Origin of the sequence: Pantoea sp. Cy-640 (assembly GCF_011752635.1) — a bacterium.
Lineage (GTDB): Bacteria > Pseudomonadota > Gammaproteobacteria > Enterobacterales > Enterobacteriaceae > Pantoea > Pantoea dispersa.
In genome coordinates, this window is the sequence record NZ_VWXB01000008.1 from 75855 (window position 1) to 91865 (window position 16011).

General features: G+C 59.7%; 12 protein-coding genes. 5 read left to right on the forward strand and 7 right to left on the reverse strand.

What is annotated here, in order from left to right; genetic code table 11:
* Positions 1-22: 22 nt before the first annotated feature.
* On the reverse strand, positions 23-796 hold the full coding sequence (gene pdeH / locus F3J36_RS18435; protein WP_166720216.1) for a cyclic-guanylate-specific phosphodiesterase: 774 nt from the start codon (positions 794-796) through the stop codon (positions 23-25).
* A gap of 283 nt (positions 797-1079) precedes the next feature.
* On the opposite strand from pdeH, the gene F3J36_RS18440 reads away from it, so the two are divergent.
* Positions 1080-2018 (forward strand): sugar kinase, encoded by a 939-nt coding sequence (locus tag F3J36_RS18440; protein WP_166720217.1) that lies wholly within the window; start codon positions 1080-1082, stop codon positions 2016-2018.
* A gap of 396 nt (positions 2019-2414) precedes the next feature.
* Complete coding sequence (locus F3J36_RS18445) at positions 2415-3287, forward strand: alpha/beta hydrolase (protein ID WP_166720218.1); 873 nt, start codon at positions 2415-2417, stop codon at positions 3285-3287.
* 134 nt (positions 3288-3421) lie between these two features.
* On the opposite strand, the gene F3J36_RS18450 is transcribed toward F3J36_RS18445, so the two are convergent.
* The 6 genes from F3J36_RS18450 to bcsE all read right to left on the reverse strand — a co-directional run bounded on the left by F3J36_RS18450 (position 3422) and on the right by bcsE (position 12268).
* Positions 3422-4936, reverse strand: coding sequence for a pitrilysin family protein (locus F3J36_RS18450; RefSeq protein WP_058771050.1), 1515 nt, complete (start codon positions 4934-4936; stop codon positions 3422-3424).
* 242 nt (positions 4937-5178) lie between these two features.
* Positions 5179-6459: a dicarboxylate/amino acid:cation symporter gene (locus F3J36_RS18455; RefSeq protein WP_166720219.1), complete on the reverse strand. Its 1281-nt coding sequence runs from the start codon at positions 6457-6459 to the stop codon at positions 5179-5181.
* A 232-nt stretch (positions 6460-6691) separates the two neighbouring features.
* Positions 6692-8704, reverse strand: coding sequence for a biofilm formation regulator HmsP (gene hmsP, locus F3J36_RS18460; RefSeq protein ID WP_211073209.1), 2013 nt, complete (start codon positions 8702-8704; stop codon positions 6692-6694).
* A 204-nt stretch (positions 8705-8908) separates the two neighbouring features.
* On the reverse strand, positions 8909-10546 hold the full coding sequence (gene bcsG, locus F3J36_RS18465; RefSeq protein ID WP_125309552.1) for a cellulose biosynthesis protein BcsG: 1638 nt from the start codon (positions 10544-10546) through the stop codon (positions 8909-8911).
* Entirely contained in the window at positions 10539-10727 is a 189-nt protein-coding gene (bcsF, locus tag F3J36_RS18470) for a cellulose biosynthesis protein BcsF (RefSeq protein WP_010617915.1), read from the reverse strand. Before bcsF ends, bcsG begins: the two co-directional genes overlap by 8 nt.
* Positions 10724-12268: a cellulose biosynthesis protein BcsE gene (bcsE, locus tag F3J36_RS18475; protein ID WP_166720221.1), complete on the reverse strand. Its 1545-nt coding sequence runs from the start codon at positions 12266-12268 to the stop codon at positions 10724-10726. Before bcsE ends, bcsF begins: the two co-directional genes overlap by 4 nt.
* Positions 12269-12464: 196 nt before the next feature.
* On the opposite strand from bcsE, the gene bcsR reads away from it, so the two are divergent.
* The 3 genes from bcsR to bcsA are packed head-to-tail and all read left to right on the forward strand — an operon-like array spanning position 12465 to position 16002.
* Positions 12465-12659, forward strand: a complete 195-nt coding sequence (gene bcsR, locus F3J36_RS18480; RefSeq protein ID WP_021507005.1) for a cellulose biosynthesis protein BcsR — start codon at positions 12465-12467, stop codon at positions 12657-12659.
* Complete coding sequence (gene bcsQ, locus F3J36_RS18485) at positions 12659-13390, forward strand: cellulose biosynthesis protein BcsQ (RefSeq protein WP_088516562.1); 732 nt, start codon at positions 12659-12661, stop codon at positions 13388-13390. The genes bcsR and bcsQ overlap by 1 nt, the downstream gene beginning before the upstream one ends.
* The gene (gene bcsA / locus F3J36_RS18490) at positions 13387-16002 is read left to right on the forward strand and encodes a UDP-forming cellulose synthase catalytic subunit (protein WP_058758087.1); all 2616 of its coding nucleotides are present in this window, start codon (positions 13387-13389) and stop codon (positions 16000-16002) included. Before bcsQ ends, bcsA begins: the two co-directional genes overlap by 4 nt.
* Positions 16003-16011 lie beyond the last annotated feature (9 nt).

Here is a 16011-nt window from a genome sequence, read left to right on the forward strand (position 1 = left end):
GTCGAGACGCGGCAGAACGGAATTACGGAAGCTCAAGTACCAGGTTTTCCAGCTGGTTAAACGGCAGCGGACGTGAAAAATAATAGCCCTGTGCGGCCATGGCGGGCGAGTTGCGTACCTGCTGCCACTCCTCCTCGTTTTCCACGCCTTCGACGATCACGCCGTTACAGTAACGGTTGATCAGCGCCAGCAGCATGGAGAACAGCGAGCGCCCTTCATCACTGGCGCGCAGCAGAATAAACAGCTCGCGCGAAAGCTTGATGTAGTCGTAGCGCAGTTCGGTCAGCGCGGAGAAGTTGGCCATGCCGGACCCAAAGTCATCCAGCCACAGCGGGCCCAGCTCCGGCATCTGCGCCACCATCTCTTCCTGCGGCAGCGCGTGATGTTCGGTCAGTTCGAAGCGCACCCACGGCAGCTGGACGATCAGCGCGCGCACGGGCGCATGCTGCTGAATGGCCAGTAACGTGGGCCCATCAATATTGACGGAGGCCACCAGCTGGCGCTGGCTGAAGAAGGAAGCCCACTGTAATAACAGTTCAAGCTGCTCCTGGACGATGTCGAGACGCTGGGCAATGGTCAGCGCCTCGAAATAGTCTTCGGGTGACACGTTTTGCTCAGGTGCGGCGGGATGCACCACGGCGGTAAGCAGTTCAATAGCCAGTAAGCGGCCAGAAACCTGGTAAATCGGCTGGAAAGTGTAGCACCGTTGGCACTGCTGCCAGTAGAGACGGGTTTCCTGTTGTTGCTCAAGTTCGGGAGAAAAAGGCAGCCGATGACTCAAATTCTTCATCACCATGGTGTTTTCCTGGTTGGTATTGAGTGCCTGCAAATAGCATCTCAGTGGCAAGTATCGGCTCTCCCCTGGATAACTTTATTGGTCTGCGCAGCCACACGAGCTGTTGAGTCTAGCAGCGTGTCTGCGGCTTAATCGGCAAAACAACCCCCGGTTTGGCCGCTAAATCGGTGCAGAAGCGCGGTTTTACGCCTTAAGGCAAATTAAAACAGCGTTTTAAAAAGCATTGACGACTGCCATACCAGACGCGAGACTAGAGCGCAGCATTCACTACAGGCCAAACACCATGACGCAGAAAACCATCGCCATTATTGGCGAATGCATGATTGAGCTGTCCGAAAAAGGTGAGAACATCAAACGCGGCTTTGGCGGCGATACGCTGAACACCGCGGTCTATCTGGCACGGCAGAGCGATTCCAGCCAGCTGCGTGTGGAGTATGTCACCGCGCTGGGCACCGACAGCTTCAGCGACCAGATGATCGCGGCCTGGCAGCAGGAGCAGGTGCACACGCAACTGGTGCAGCGCCTGCCGGACAAAATGCCCGGGCTTTACTTCATCGAAACCGATGCCCACGGCGAGCGCACCTTCTGGTACTGGCGCAGCGATGCTGCCGCGCGCTTCTGGCTGGATAGCCCGCAGGCCGGGGCCATCTGTCAGCAGCTGGCGCATTACGACTATCTCTACCTGAGCGGCATCAGCCTGGCGATCCTGCCTGAGGCCAGCCGCGAAAAGCTGATGGCGCTGCTCAGTGCCTGCCGGCAAAACGGTGGCACCGTGATTTTTGACAACAACTACCGGCCGCGTCTGTGGGCGGATAGCGCCAGTGCGCAGCAGGCGTATGCGGCGATGCTACGCCACACCGATATCGCCTTTCTGACGCTGGATGATGAACACCTGCTATGGGGCGAACAGCCGCTGGCGGACGTGATTGCGCGCACGCGCACCGCCGGCGTGCAGGAGATTGTGATTAAACGTGGTGCCGACTCCTGCCTGGTGGCGCGCGGCGACGAGCCGCTGCGTGACGTTGCGGCCATCAAACTGGCTCCGGCGCAGATTGTCGATACCACCGCCGCAGGTGACTCTTTCAGCGCCGGTTATCTGGCGGTGCGCCTCGCGGGTGGCAGCGTGGAGCAGGCCGCAGCGCGCGGCCATCTCACCGCCAGCACGGTCATTCAGCATCGCGGCGCGATTATTCCGCCCAGCGCGATGCCAAAAACCGTTTAACACCGCACACGATTGTCGCGCCACGCTGCCTGCTACGCGTCGCGACAATTTCCCCTCTGCCCTGACGGCAAATTGATTATTACGCTGAAAAATATCACCGCGAAAATTTGGCTTAATGACGCAGATTCACCGGGCAATTTTTACTAATGACGCATGCCATCCAGCCTCCTCTCTGCCTGACGCTCACCACTTAAATGCCGCTAATCAGACTGATTTAAATTCAATGCATTACGACAATAAACCCGGCCGCCAGGCATAGTCCGAAACTGGCGACGCCGGCGGTTTTCGGCTGGACGATCGCGCGAAAAAAGACCATGTTTTAATCAACCACAGCAGGAAGCTGTCAGGTCGACCGCGAACACAATAACGACAACATGACTCGCTCAGGACAGATTTATGCACACAGAAATTATCAATATCTGGCCGCACGGCGACGCGCCAGGCGCGAGTGACTCGCGCGCTCAGCCGCAGATCGTCGATTTGGCCAGAGAGTTCGAACCTTACGACCGCGCCGCCACCGGCGTGCGCTGCCCGGAGATGGCGATCTGGCATCCGGAAACCTCAAACGGTATCACCCTGCTGGTGGCACCGGGCGGCGGGTATCAGCGCGTACTGATCGACCGCGAAGGCAGCGCCCTCGCCACCTTTTTTACCTCGATGGGCTACACGCTGGCGGTAATGACCTATCGCCTGCCCTACGACGGCCATCATGAAGGGCCGGATGCGCCGCTGGCCGATGCCCAGCGTGCTGTGCGCGTGCTGCGCGAGCGCTCACAGCGCGGCCTGAACGGTAAGTACATCGTGATGATGGGCTTCTCCGCCGGCGGGCATGTGGCCGCCAGCCTCGGCACCCGCTTTGGCGAAAAAATCTATCCACTGCATGATCAGGCCGACAGCCTGTCACCGCGGCCTGATGCGATGGTGCTGCTCTATCCGGTCATCAGCATGCGCGACGGTCTGGCGCATGAAAGTTCACGCACCCGCCTGCTGGGCGCGTGGCCGGATCAGAAAAGCATTGAGGCTTATTCGCTGGAGACGCGCGTGCACGGCCAGACGCCGCCGACGCTACTGATTCACGCCGCTGACGATGAGACGGTTTCCGTTAATAACAGCATGGTGTTTTTTAGTGCCCTGCGGGAGCACAAGGTGCCGGCGGAAATTCACTTTTATCAGAAAGGCGGCCACGGCTTTGGGATTCGTGGCGTGGCGGATCTGCCGCTGGCCAGCTGGCCGATGCTGGTGACCGAATGGCTGCGCGCAAAGACCTGATGCCCCTGCTACGTTGAACCGCAGCGGCGCTGGCGGCGCGCGTTCATCCCGGTCGCTTACGTAAGCTCCTGAGGATGAACACCCGTGCCGCCTTGCTGCAGCGCACCTTATTGCGGGGACTCATGCGCCCTGTGTTATGACGAGGGTTGAGCCGGATCGGTCGCGCTCGCGCTGCCATTATTTTCGGGTTTAGCTTCGTCCGGGGTAGCAGCGGCGGCAGGCGCATCCGGAACCTTCATCACCTTGTCCCAGCTGTCCTGCAGCATCCTGACGTTGGTTTCGGGCTCACCCTGCGGCTGAATCAGCACCATGGTGAGCTCCTGCGTTAACTGCTGGCGCAGCTCCTGGTTGAGCTGGTCGCGCGTTAACTCACTGAGAAACGCCTGACGCAGTTTCTGGTACTGCTCCGGCGCGATATCCACCACGGAATTCTGCTGCGAGCGCAGACGTTGCCCCATCAGAATATCGGTGTCGGTGCGCGCGTAGGTAGCAAACAGTTTGTTCAGTTCCAGCAGCTTTTGCGCCATCAGCGCATCAAACTCCTCCTGCGGCAGACCTTTGTCACGCACGGTGGCCAGCTCACGCGCCACCTGGTTCAGGTTCTGCGCCAGCGACGCGTTAGGCGAATCCATGTTAATGGCGCACTGCGCACGCTGATATAGCACGCGACAGTCGAAGCCAACCTGCACGTTTTGCGCTTTGCTGTCGGCCAGCGCGCGCTGGACGTGCCAGAACAGCGCTTCGCGCGCCAGATCGCTCTGCCAGTAGCGCTGCAGATTCTGCGAGTCGCGGATCGGCTGCCATGGCGTATCCCACACCAGCGACAGGCGATCCTGCATCATGCCGCCGTTAACCAGGTTGATTGGCTGATGCGGCAGCGGCGACAGCGTGGGCAGCGCCGCGGGCGCCACCCGTTTGCCTTGCAGTGGCGAGAACGCTTTGTTGATCTGCTCCGCCATGCTGCGGCTATCCACGTTGCCCACCACGTACAGCGTCATGCCGTCCGGCGTGTACCACTGCTGGTAAAAAGCATTAAGCTGCGCGATATCCACCGGCGCGCGCGGCTGTTCGCCCGGATCATGCGCCAGCATGGTCGACCCTTTCAGACGATAGCGCCACCACACATCCTGCGTATTGGGCGGCCAGGTCGCGATGGGATCGGTGGCGGTCAGCGCGGTCGACACCACCTGCTCATTGATGGTCATTTTACCGGCGGTGGCCGCCAGCCAGCTGAGCGCCTCTTTCAGCAGCTCCGGCCGGTTGTTCGGCAGGCTAAGGTTGTATTGGGTGAAATCATAAGACGAGATGGCCGGCGGCAGCGGTCGCTGCGGATCCATCGCCTGTTGCCACAGTGCGCGCTGCTGATTGGTATCCAGCGCGGTGTTATGTACCATCGCCAGACGCGGTAAAAGATGGCTGAACCCGGTTTGCTGGGCGCTTTCCACCAGCGAACCGGTATTAACAATCAGGCGCAGCTCGATGCGATCGCTCGGACGTTGTGGTGTGGTCAGCAGCTGCCAGCTGAAACCATTGTCCAGTTTGCCTTCCTGCCAGGCGGGATCAGGCTGAAGTGTTTCGGCGTGGACGCCGAAGCCAGATGCCGCAAGCAGCCATCCGCCAACCAAAAGCCGAATTCTGGTGCCCTGCATGTGAACCCCTACTCAAACAGATAAACGCTCGTGCGCGCCATAGGCGGCCGCTTTTCAGCGAACCACGGCGGCAGGCTGCCGCCACGTTTATTCAACGACAGACTCTTTGACCACAGGAAGGCCAGGATGTCGCGCGACGAGGAAAAAAATCGGGAAAAAAATCAATGGGGTTATTATGCAAATGCCCGCTGTCAGGGCAAGCGACAGCGGGCATTTCACGACAAATTAACGCAAATAGAAGGTTACGCGCTGGTCTGTGAAGCGTTATTGACCTTTTTCGCTGAAGAAAGCGTCGCTTTCATCTGCGCTTCATCGAGCTGGCCGACCCACTTCGCCACTACCACAGTCGCCACACCGTTACCCACCAGGTTGGTGAGCGCACGGGCTTCCGACATGAAGCGGTCAATCCCGAGAATCAGCGCCAGACCGGCCACCGGCAGATGTCCCACCGCCGACAGCGTAGCCGCCAGCACGATAAAGCCACTGCCGGTCACCCCTGCCGCGCCTTTGGAGGAGAGCAGCAGCACCACTAACAGCGTGATCTGGTGGAAGACATCCATGTGGGCGTTGGTCGCCTGAGCGATAAACACCGCCGCCATGGTCAGGTAAATCGACGTGCCATCGAGGTTGAACGAGTAGCCAGTTGGAATCACCAGCCCGACCACCGATTTCTTACAGCCCAGCTTCTCCATCTTATCCAGCATGCGCGGCAGCGCCGACTCGGAAGAAGATGTACCCAGTACAATCAGCAGCTCTTCTTTGATGTAGGCAACAAACTTAAAGATGTTGAAGCCGGCCCAGCGGGCAATAATCCCCAGCACAATCACTACGAACAGTACGCAGGTGATGTAGAAGCAGATAATCAGCTGACCGAGCTGCACCAGCGATCCGACGCCATATTTACCGATGGTGAACGCCATGGCGCCGAACGCACCAATCGGCGCCAGACGCATGATCATGTTGATCACGCCAAAAATCACCTTCGAGAAGCTCTCGATGACGTTGAACATCATGGTGCCGGCGTTACCGAGGCGATGCAGCGCAAAGCCAAACAGGATAGCGAACAGCAACACCTGCAGGATGTTACCGCTGGCGAAGGCACCGACTACGCTGTTCGGGATCACGTCCAGCAGGAAGGCAATCACGCCCTGCTGCTCAGCCTGCTGCGCGTAGACCGCAACCGCTTTGGCATCCAGCGTCGCCGGATCGACGTTCATTCCCGCGCCCGGCTGGATCACGTTGACCACCACCAGACCGATAATCAGCGCGATGGTGCTGACAATTTCGAAATAGAGCAGCGCTACTGCGCCGGTCCGTCCAACTGCTTTCATGCTCTCCATGCCGGCAATACCGGTCACCACCGTACAGAAAATCACGGGGGCGATGATCATCTTGATCAGCTTAACGAAGCCATCGCCAAGCGGCTTCATTTGCGCGCCTAACTCAGGGTAGTAGTGGCCTAACAGGACGCCGATGCCGATGGCAACCAGTACCTGAAAGTAGAGGCTTTTGAACAGTTTCATAACAGGTGTCCAGGTATAGACGGCATTCACCGCCATTGTTATGGAGAAACGCATGCGGCAAGCCGCCTGGAAGCGTATGACCTTACCGATGGCGAGGAAAATAACACTCTGTTAACAGGATTAGTATACCCTTACATTCCTTACAAAAGTTACAAAACTCTAACTATGAACTGAAACGCTTCAGCACCCCATAACGGTGCAATTCTGCAAGGAAAATCAATAAATAAGGTGATTATTCAGACGGTGACGAGCTGGCCAGCCAGCGCTGGTTAAACACCGATAACGGCAGGGCTTCAGCATATAAGTAGCCCTGCCCAATGGTAATTCCGCGCGCCAGCAGCCAGTCGCGCTGCTCGGCGGTTTCGACGCCTTCGGCAATCACGTCGAGGTGGATGATGTCGGCAATCGCCGCCACGATGCGCACCATGGTGTCATCATCCGGCAGCGCGGCGACAAAACTGCGATCCATTTTTAGCTTATTGACCGGCAGCGCTTTGAACTGATGCAGGTAGTTGAGGTTGGAGTAGCCCATGCCGAAATCATCCAGCGCGACCGCCACCCCGGTTTGCTGCAGCGAGCGCAGCAGCGCCATCGCCTGTTCAGCATCGCCAATCTGCGCGGTTTCGGTGATCTCCAGCACGAAGTTACCCGGCGCAATGCGGTGGCGCTCCAGCAGCCCCTGCAGATGGCTCACCACGCTGGCATCGCGCAGCTGTACTGCGGAGATATTCACGCTGAGCGGCAGATTGATGCCGTGGCGCTGCCAGCCAGCGATAATGCGGCACGCCTCTTCAAATACCCAGCGGCCGAGCGCGGAGATGACGCCAATCTCTTCGGCGCTGGCGATGAACTCTTCGGATAACCCGTAGCTGCCGTCCGGCATACGCATGCGCAGCAGCGCTTCTGCGCCGGCCAGCTCGCCAGTGGCCATATTGATTTGCGGCTGCAGATAGAGCGCAAACTGGCCATCCTGCAGGCCCTGCAGGATGTCGTGCTCCTGGGTTAAGCGCTTCTGCGCCCGCTCGGTCAGCGCCGGGTCAAAGAACAGAATCTGGTTTTTACCCTGATGGCGCGCCGACATCATCGCCGACGTGGCGCGCGCCAGCTGTTCGCCAGCGGACACGGTGTTGTCATCATGCAGCGCCAGGCCAATGCTGGCGTTGGGGCGCAGCTGTAGCTGATACAGGTTCACCGGCTGGTTGATGCGTAGCATCAGGTTGCGCGCCAGCCGCATGGCGCGAAACGGGTTGTGCGCACGCTTCATCAGTAGCGCAAAATCGCTCGGTCCGGTCTGTGCCAGCAGCGTATGGTCATCAATGGTACTGCGGATTTTTTCCACCAGCGTCAGCATCAGCGTATCGCGATGCTCATCGCTCAGGACGCCATTGGCTTCCTGCAGGGTTTCGATGCGGATCACCATCAGCCCCCACGGCTGCTGGCTGTGGCGATGGCGGATGTGCTGATCAAGCAGCGCCAGAAACAGCGCGCGGTTGGGCAAATCGGTCACCGCGAAATGGGTGGTCAGCCGGCTCATCTCATCGTGAATCGACTCCAGCACCTGCTGATTGCGGTTGTAGCTGCGAATCAGCATGCCGATCTCATCGTCGCGATGATTGTGCGGCAGCGCCAGCTTATGGGTGAGAATGGCGGGCGGCGGCAGCTCCTGCAGCTCACGCGAAATATTACGCAGCGGATGCACGATCAGCCGGTTGATACACCAGCTGATCGCCACGGACAGAATCAGCGCCAGCAGCAGATAGGTGGTGATCATGGTAGACAGCGTGCTGAGCAGGAACTGATAAACGCGCGACGAATCAGCCTGCAGCACCAGATAGGCAATCGGCTTCGGCAGCCCGCTGCGCTCGACCGAATAGAGCGGCAGCGTAATCTGCACCGGCAGTTCGAACAGCCGGGCGACAAAGCGCGGCACCGGTTTCTCCGGCGCGAAGTCGGCGTGCAGCGCCTGGAAGGCGTTCGGCAGCACCACATCGGCGCGCGACAGAATGCCCGCTGGCTTAAGGGTATTCAGAATGCGTTCGGCCTGCGGGATATCGGCTTTGAGCACCGCTTCGGACAGCGGCTGACGCACGGTATGCGCGACGTTCTCCATCTGCTGGGCGTAATCCACCCTGCGCTGCTGCACAAAATGGAATAACTGGATGACGATAAAAATACAGATAGTGACCAGCGCCACGGCGGACACGGTGGCCATCTGCTTTATCGTTAACGAACGACTGACGCGCAACAAAACCTCTCCTGGCCGCCGGGGGCCGTGACAGTTGCCGGAATGCGCAGCAAGTATATCCCAGGTCAGCATTTTTTTGCGCCGGGATAAAGGCGAAAATCACGCAACTGCCCCGCTTTGCGCGCTGTTTCAGCATTTTGTCAGCCATTATCGGCGCAGAGACAAAACGATGCGCGCCAGCCCGCACCGTTTGCCGCTCAGGTTTTACTGCGGATAGGCTACCCAGTCGCCGCCGTTAAGGCGAATCCACGGTTTGCCCTGATACATCATCACGACGGCGTTATCATTTTCCGACACCACTGGCGTCTGCGGCAGGTTATCCGCCAGCACCGACATGTTGACATTCGGTGCGTTAAACACCTGACCGTCCACCACCCGCGACACCAGCTCGGAAATCGCCAGCAGGCTGACAGGCGTATCGATGGTCAGCGGCTGGCCCTGGTGCGGCGCTTTCATGCCCACAAATTTAATGCCAACCGGCACGTGGGTGATGCCCGGGCTCGGAATGTCGCGCAGCCCGGACATCTGCATTTTATCCCCCTGCAGTGCCGCACCGTGCTCCGGCACCACCAGCACCATCACCCGGCGTCCCGACTTCTCCAGATTGGTCAGGAAGCTATCGAGCTGGTCGAACAGCACCCGTGCGCGCGGCTGCCACTCGGCGGTGCGGGTGCTGCCCAGCTCGCGCGTACCGTCGTGCAGCGGAATCAGGTTGTAGAAGGTGGCGCTGCGCGCATCGCTGCTTTTGCTGCGATCATCAAGCCAGCGCTGCATCAGCTGCCCGTCGTTGTACACCGGCGAACCATCAAAAGACGTCAGCTCCGGCGCAATCCCGGCCTGCGACATCAGCGGCGCCTGCATGTTGCCGTCCTCGCGCAGCTCTTTCAGGTAGTTACCGAACACGCCGGTATGGTCCATCATCAGCTGCTGCTTAAAGCCAAGCTTCGCCAGATTATCAAACAGATAGCAGCGCTGATCGGTAGCTTTATACAAGTTACTGTGTGAGGTCTGGCCGCAGCTGGCGCGCAGCAGGCGAATACCGGCCGGGCCGCTGTAGCCGGTGGCGGAGTTATAGTTGTTCAGCACGATATCAAAGTGCTTCCACAGCGGATGGTCACGCAGCTGCGCCACATCAATGTCCGACCACGCCAGCGAACAGATGTTGATCACCAGAATATCGAACGGCTGTGAATCGGCGGGCAGCGCATCCGGGAAGTGCGTGACGCGCTGGCGTTCGCTGTCGTAAAAGCGATTCAGCCACGCGGTAAGGTTGGCGCTGGTGGGCGGCGCGCTTTGATCGAGTCCCGCCGCGGCCGGGCTGGCGGCCGGTTTGTCATTCAGCGCCACCGGCGGTGCGGCGGCTTTGCTGGGCAGCAGGCTGACCGCCGGGCCGGCGAGCGTCAGCACGTTCAGCCAGATCAGCGCCAGTGACACCAGCACGGTGACGCGAATCCACTGCGCCACGAACAGGTAAATCACCAGCAGCACAAAGGCCGCGCCGATCATCTCCCAGTTAATAAAGCGCTGCAGCAAATCCAGCAGATAGGCCGGCGAGAATCCCGCCACCTGGCTGCCCTGGCTGAGCAGCGAGTTCAGACCCGGCAGCCAGGTATCGTGCCAGAACAACGCGAAGCCAATCGGCAGCGACACCCACTGGCGCAGACGATGCAGCCGCGCTGACGGCAGCGGAAACAGCAGCCACGCCAGAAACACCAGATTACTCAGCGCATGGAAGTTGAGATAGCCGTACCACAACAGACCAAATTTGATCAGAAAGTAAAAGTTCCAGCCGCCGAGGCCGCGCCAGCGCGCCGCGTGCAGCGTCGAAGGTGTGTTATCCATGTTTATCCGTTTTGGTCGATTGGCGTTGCCACTGCCCTTCCGATTTGAGGGCGCGGGCAGGTAACAGGCGCATCAGCAGGCTGGTGCTGCGCTGCGGCAGCCAGCGTCGCCACAGCGATTTCAGGAACAGTAAAATCAGTAACAGCAGGATCGCCACCTGCACACCATCCATCAGCGTCATACGTGCGGCTCCCCGAGGTCGATGATGATCGGCTGCGGCGTCTGAGGGCCGCGCGGCGCGGCCGCTGCCGGTGCGGCTGGTTGCGCAGCGGCCGGTACCGTGAGCGGCTCGAACTGCGCCACCGGCGTCAGCTGCCGCACTTTATTCACCTCCGACAAAATCTGGTTGTCGGCAAACCACACCATGCGGTTACTAAACAGCTCGTCGTGCGGCAGGGAAAATATCGATTTCAGGGCAATGTCCAGGTCGTTAAAGCGGCAGGAAGAGAGGAATAAATAGAGCCGATCGTCGACCAGCGTCACCAGGTCGCCAAAACGACGCGGTTTACATAGCGTCAGCACCTGCGGCGGCGACAACTGCGGCACCGGGCGCAGCGCCACCATCAGCCCTTTGTCGTTTTCCGGCAGCAGCGTATTGTTCATCAACTGCTGTACCGCCGCACAGAAACGCTCCAGCGGCAAATAGCCTTTCTGCTGCAGCGGCTGTAGCGCCTGCACCAGCGCCGGCAGATCGGCCGGCACGTGGCGGGTGAACTGCTGGCCCTGCACGCCTTCCAGTGCAGTCAGCAAGCGCGACAGCGGCGCCGCCGTTGGGACAATGCTGTTAACGCCGCACGCCAGCAGCAAACGTTCATCGCTGTAGCGCAGGCTGGTACCGAGTTCCCGCACCACGATTTTCAGCGCGTTGCCGCGCGAGCGCCGCAAACCATGGACCATGCTCGCCAGAGTCGGCACATCCTGATTATGGGCCAGGCTAAAGATGACCGTGGCGGCGTTGGCCTGCTGCCCGCGCGCATACACGCTCTCGTTATCGCTGAACAGTTGCCACTGCGCGGAAAGCGGCGGCGCCCCTTCCAGCACATCCTGCTGGGCCAGAAACTGGTTGTCATCATTGAGGCTCAGCGGCTGTGACGCGGCGGCTTCAGCCTGCGCAATAAACTGATTATCAATACAGTTCAGGCGGATAGCGCGGTCGGCCAGCAATTTATCGGCGGAATACCACCAGTTAATTCGATATTGCCAGCTATCCTGCTGAAATTCTAAATGAGCGACACCATCAAGCTGACGAAAATAACGCTGCAGATGATTGCGCAGGGGAATAATTGCGGTTCCGCAGGTGATCATTAGCAGCGTCATTTGTTTTTTTAACAGAACCCGGCGCAAGCCTTTTATCCACACGGTCAGTTCATCCGGGGATAATTTGCTCCACAGCGCCGCCTGACTATAAAACATGACCAGACCGCTACGTTTATTCATTACGCGCGCCATATCGCTGGCCAGATGTTGCAGGCTGGCTTTATTGGCAGGCAGCGAAAATAAGGGAATACGCGCCGGACCGCCGGGCGGATCGGGCGTTAACAGCGCCTGCGGGGGTTCATCCGCGCTCACCAGCGTGGCCGCCTTTTGCTGGCTAACCACCTGACGTAACAGCGTTCGTGCGTCTTCGGGCCGCTGGCAGGTTATCCAGTAAAATCCCGGCGACTGCAGGGCGATTAATTCCTGTTGTACCTGCTGCAGGCCAAGCGTATAAAGATTTTTCATATTAGCGTCGCGATCTGTACAATCCAGGCTAGTTTAATATAGACGGCAACGATTGGAACTGCTGAAATAAAAAAAGCTGCGCACGCGCCAGACTGTTTGACTTTGCCGGGCCAGAAATCGCTGGCTGCGGTTTTATACGCGACAAAAAATATCACCCCTCTTTATCCGTTGTCGTTTCTTTGGTGGCAAAAAAGTAATGAAAACTGAAAATGCTTTTTCACTGATCGCTGTCGGCAGCGAAGATCAGGATGATATTAACGCCCTGAGTGACGCCTTTTCACTGAAGGCGTTTCGCTATATTGATATTGCCCGTGAAGCGCGTCTGCAACAGTTGCTGTCGCGCTGGCCGTTGTTGCAGGAATGCACGCAGGGACCGGAGTCACCACGCTAATGCCGGTTCTCGCCTTACAGGGGCTGCGTGGCGGGTGTGGCGCGACGGCACTCAGTGCCGCGCTGGGCTGGGCGCTAAACGCGCTGCAGCAGTCGGTGCTGCTTATCGACCTTTCGCCAGCCAACCAACTGGCGGCCCACTTTAATCTGCCGCTCGACACGCCGCACGGCTGGCTGCGTGCGCAGCTGGATAACCAGCCGTGGCAGCACAGCGCGCTGCGCTATCAGCCGGGGCTGGATTTCCTGCCGTCTGGCACGCTCACGCATCAGCAGACCTTATCCTTAACCGCAGCGACAGCGGAAATTGCACAACCGCTGCTTAAGGCTTTGCCGGCCCTGAAACAGCGCTATCAGTGGATTATTTTCGACCTTCCGGCGGATCTGCTGCCGTGGCAGCAGGCGTTCATCCCGGCCGCCGATCGGCTGCTTCAGCTGTTAACGCTGGATGCCAACTGCCAGCTGCGCCTGCACCGCGCGCACTTTTCGCCGCAGACGCTGTTTCTGATTAACCAGTTCAACGCCAATAGCCAACTGCAGCAGGATCTGCATCAGCTGTGGCTGCGCTCGCTTAAAAACCTGATTCCACAGGTGATTCATCGCGATGAAGCGCTGGCGGAAGCGCTGATGATGAAACAGCCGGTGGGCGCCTGGCGTCCGCATGCGCTGGCCAGCGAAGAGATCAATACCCTGGCCAACTGGCTGCTGCTGCATGTCGCCGGAGGTGGCGCATGAATGCGCTGCGCTGGCTGCTGGTGCCGCAGGCCTCGCAGGCATTGCAGCAGCGCGCGCACCTGGCGCGTCAGCACGGCGCCGGGCGGTTAACGGTCGCGCTGCATCTGCTGTGGTGCGTGCTCGCCTGGTCGCTGCTGCGGCTGGAAACGCCGGCGTGGCGGCGCGTGCTGCAACAGCGTCAGCGCTACTTCCCCCATATCTCTCCGCTGCGTCCGCGTCCGCTCGATATTGTGCGCTATGCACTCCAGAGCCTGTGGCTGCTTATCATGCTGCCGCTGGACGGCAGCGCGCGCAGCGAGCGTAAACGTTTTAACGCCTTTGGCTCGCTGTTCCGCTGGCGCCAGCAGCTGTATCAATGGCTGGCGCAGCTGCCGGCGCGGCTGGAACACAGCGGCGTGCCGCAGCGCAGCGAACGCTGGCTGCAGCGCTTGCCACGGCGCGTGCGTCAGTTGCTGTTCATCGTAGTGGCGATCGCCGCCAGCCTGCTGGCGCTGCTGTGCATCTCGCAGCCGTTTGATATCACCACGCAGTTTGTGTTTGTGCTGCTGCTGTGGGCGCTGGCCATGCTGGTACGCCGTATGCCGGGCCGGCTGGTGACCATCATGCTGATTGTGCTGTCGCTCACCATCTCCTGCCGCTATCTGTGGTGGCGCTATACGGAAACCCTCAACTGGGACGATCCGCTCAGCCTGACGTTTGGCCTGCTGCTGATTGGCGCGGAAACCTACGCGTGGACGGTACTGGTGCTGGGCTATTTCCAGACGCTGTGGCCGCTCAACCGCCAGCCGGTCTCCATGCCGCCGGAGATCGCCAGCTGGCCCAGCGTCGATATTCTGGTGCCGACCTACAACGAGCCGCTCAGCGTGGTCAAACCCACCATCTATGCTGCGCTGGGCATCGACTGGCCGCAGGATAAACTCAACATTTATATTCTTGATGACGGCACGCGCGAGGAGTTCCGCGAGTTTGCTGCCAGCGTGGGCGTCAATTACGTGGTGCGCCCCAGCCACGAACACGCCAAGGCCGGCAACATCAACCATGCGCTGAAAACCACCTGCCGCAGCGAATACGTGGCGATTTTTGACTGCGACCACGTGCCGACGCGCTCGTTCCTGCAGCTCACCATGGGCTGGTTCCTGAAAGATCACCGGCTGGGCATGCTGCAGACGCCGCACCACTTCTTCTCGCCAGACCCGTTTGAGCGCAACCTCGGCCGTTTCCGCCAGACGCCGAATGAAGGCTCGCTGTTTTACGGTCTGGTGCAGGATGGTAACGACACCTGGGATGCCGCCTTTTTCTGCGGCTCCTGCGCAGTGCTGCGCCGCAGCGCGCTGGATGAGATTGGCGGCATCGCGGTAGAGACCGTTACCGAAGATGCGCACACCTCGCTGCGACTGCACCGCCGCGGATACACCTCGGCCTACATCCGCATTCCACAGGCCGCCGGGCTGGCGACCGAAAGTCTGTCAGCGCATATTGGCCAGCGCATCCGCTGGGCACGCGGCATGGTGCAGATCTTCCGTCTCGATAATCCGCTGTTTGGCAAAGGACTGAAGCTGGTACAGCGGCTGTGTTACGCCAACGCCATGCTGCACTTTCTTGCCGGTATCCCCCGGCTGATCTTTCTGCTGGCGCCGCTGGCGTTCCTGCTGTGCCATGCCTACATCATCTATGCGCCCGCGCTGGCCATCGCCATCTACGTGCTGCCGCACATGGTACATACCAGCCTGACCAACTCGCGCATCCAGGGGCGCTGGCGCCACTCGTTCTGGAGCGAGGTGTATGAAACCGTGCTCGCCTGGTATATCGCCCGCCCCACCACCGTCGCGCTGTTTAATCCGCACAAAGGCAAATTCAACGTGACCGCCAAAGGGGGCCTGGTAGAAGAGCGCCATCTCGACTGGGTGATCACCAAACCCTATATGCTGCTGGTGCTGCTGAACATTGCCGGTATCGGCATGGGCTTCTGGCGCATGGCGCACGGCCCGGCCAATGAGCTGCTCACCATCTGGGTCAGTCTGGTGTGGGTGGTTTACAACATGATTATTCTCGGCGGCGCGGTGGCGGTGTCGGTGGAAGCGCGTCAAATCCGTGAAGCGCACCGCGTGGAGATCGCCATGCCGGCGGCGCTGGCACGCGCCGATGGTCATATGCTGCCGTGCACGCTGCGCGACTACTCTGACGGCGGCGTGGGCGTCGAACTGCGCGAGCCGGATGCACTGCGCGAGAACGAAAGCGTCTCGCTGCTGCTGCGGCGCGGACAGCAGGAGTTCAGTTTTCCGTGCCAGGTGCAGCGCGTATTTGGCCGCCGCGCAGGTATCCGCCTGCACCAGCTCTCCACCCGCCAGCACATCGAATTTATTCAGTGCACCTTTGCGCGCGCCGATACCTGGGCGCTGTGGCAGGACGGTTTTCCGGAGGATAAACCGGTGCAGAGCCTGGCGGACATCATGCTGCTCGGCTTCAAAGGCTATTTGCGGCTGGCGGAGTATGGTCCGGCACCGCTGCGCCGCCTGTTCCGTGGCCTGACCGCCGGACTGCACTGGCTGGCAACGCTGTTGCCGCATAACGTCCGTCCGCGACCGGCAACGCTCAACACTGATTTTACCTAAGCTGATGAT

Excerpts from the sequence above, each read along its gene's own strand:
- bcsQ (WP_088516562.1), top strand. The coding sequence starts at position 12,659 with ATGCCGGTTCTCGCCTTACAGGGGCTGCGTGGCGGGTGTGGCGCGACG.
- F3J36_RS18440 (WP_166720217.1), top strand. The coding sequence starts at position 1,080 with ATGACGCAGAAAACCATCGCCATTATTGGCGAATGCATGATTGAGCTG.
- bcsE (WP_166720221.1), bottom strand. The coding sequence starts at position 12,268 with ATGAAAAATCTTTATACGCTTGGCCTGCAGCAGGTACAACAGGAATTA.
- bcsG (WP_125309552.1), bottom strand. The coding sequence starts at position 10,546 with ATGGATAACACACCTTCGACGCTGCACGCGGCGCGCTGGCGCGGCCTC.
- bcsR (WP_021507005.1), top strand. The coding sequence starts at position 12,465 with ATGAAAACTGAAAATGCTTTTTCACTGATCGCTGTCGGCAGCGAAGAT.
- bcsA (WP_058758087.1), top strand. The coding sequence starts at position 13,387 with ATGAATGCGCTGCGCTGGCTGCTGGTGCCGCAGGCCTCGCAGGCATTG.
- F3J36_RS18450 (WP_058771050.1), bottom strand. The coding sequence starts at position 4,936 with ATGCAGGGCACCAGAATTCGGCTTTTGGTTGGCGGATGGCTGCTTGCG.
- F3J36_RS18455 (WP_166720219.1), bottom strand. The coding sequence starts at position 6,459 with ATGAAACTGTTCAAAAGCCTCTACTTTCAGGTACTGGTTGCCATCGGC.
- pdeH (WP_166720216.1), bottom strand. The coding sequence starts at position 796 with ATGGTGATGAAGAATTTGAGTCATCGGCTGCCTTTTTCTCCCGAACTT.
- bcsF (WP_010617915.1), bottom strand. The coding sequence starts at position 10,727 with ATGACGCTGATGGATGGTGTGCAGGTGGCGATCCTGCTGTTACTGATT.
- F3J36_RS18445 (WP_166720218.1), top strand. The coding sequence starts at position 2,415 with ATGCACACAGAAATTATCAATATCTGGCCGCACGGCGACGCGCCAGGC.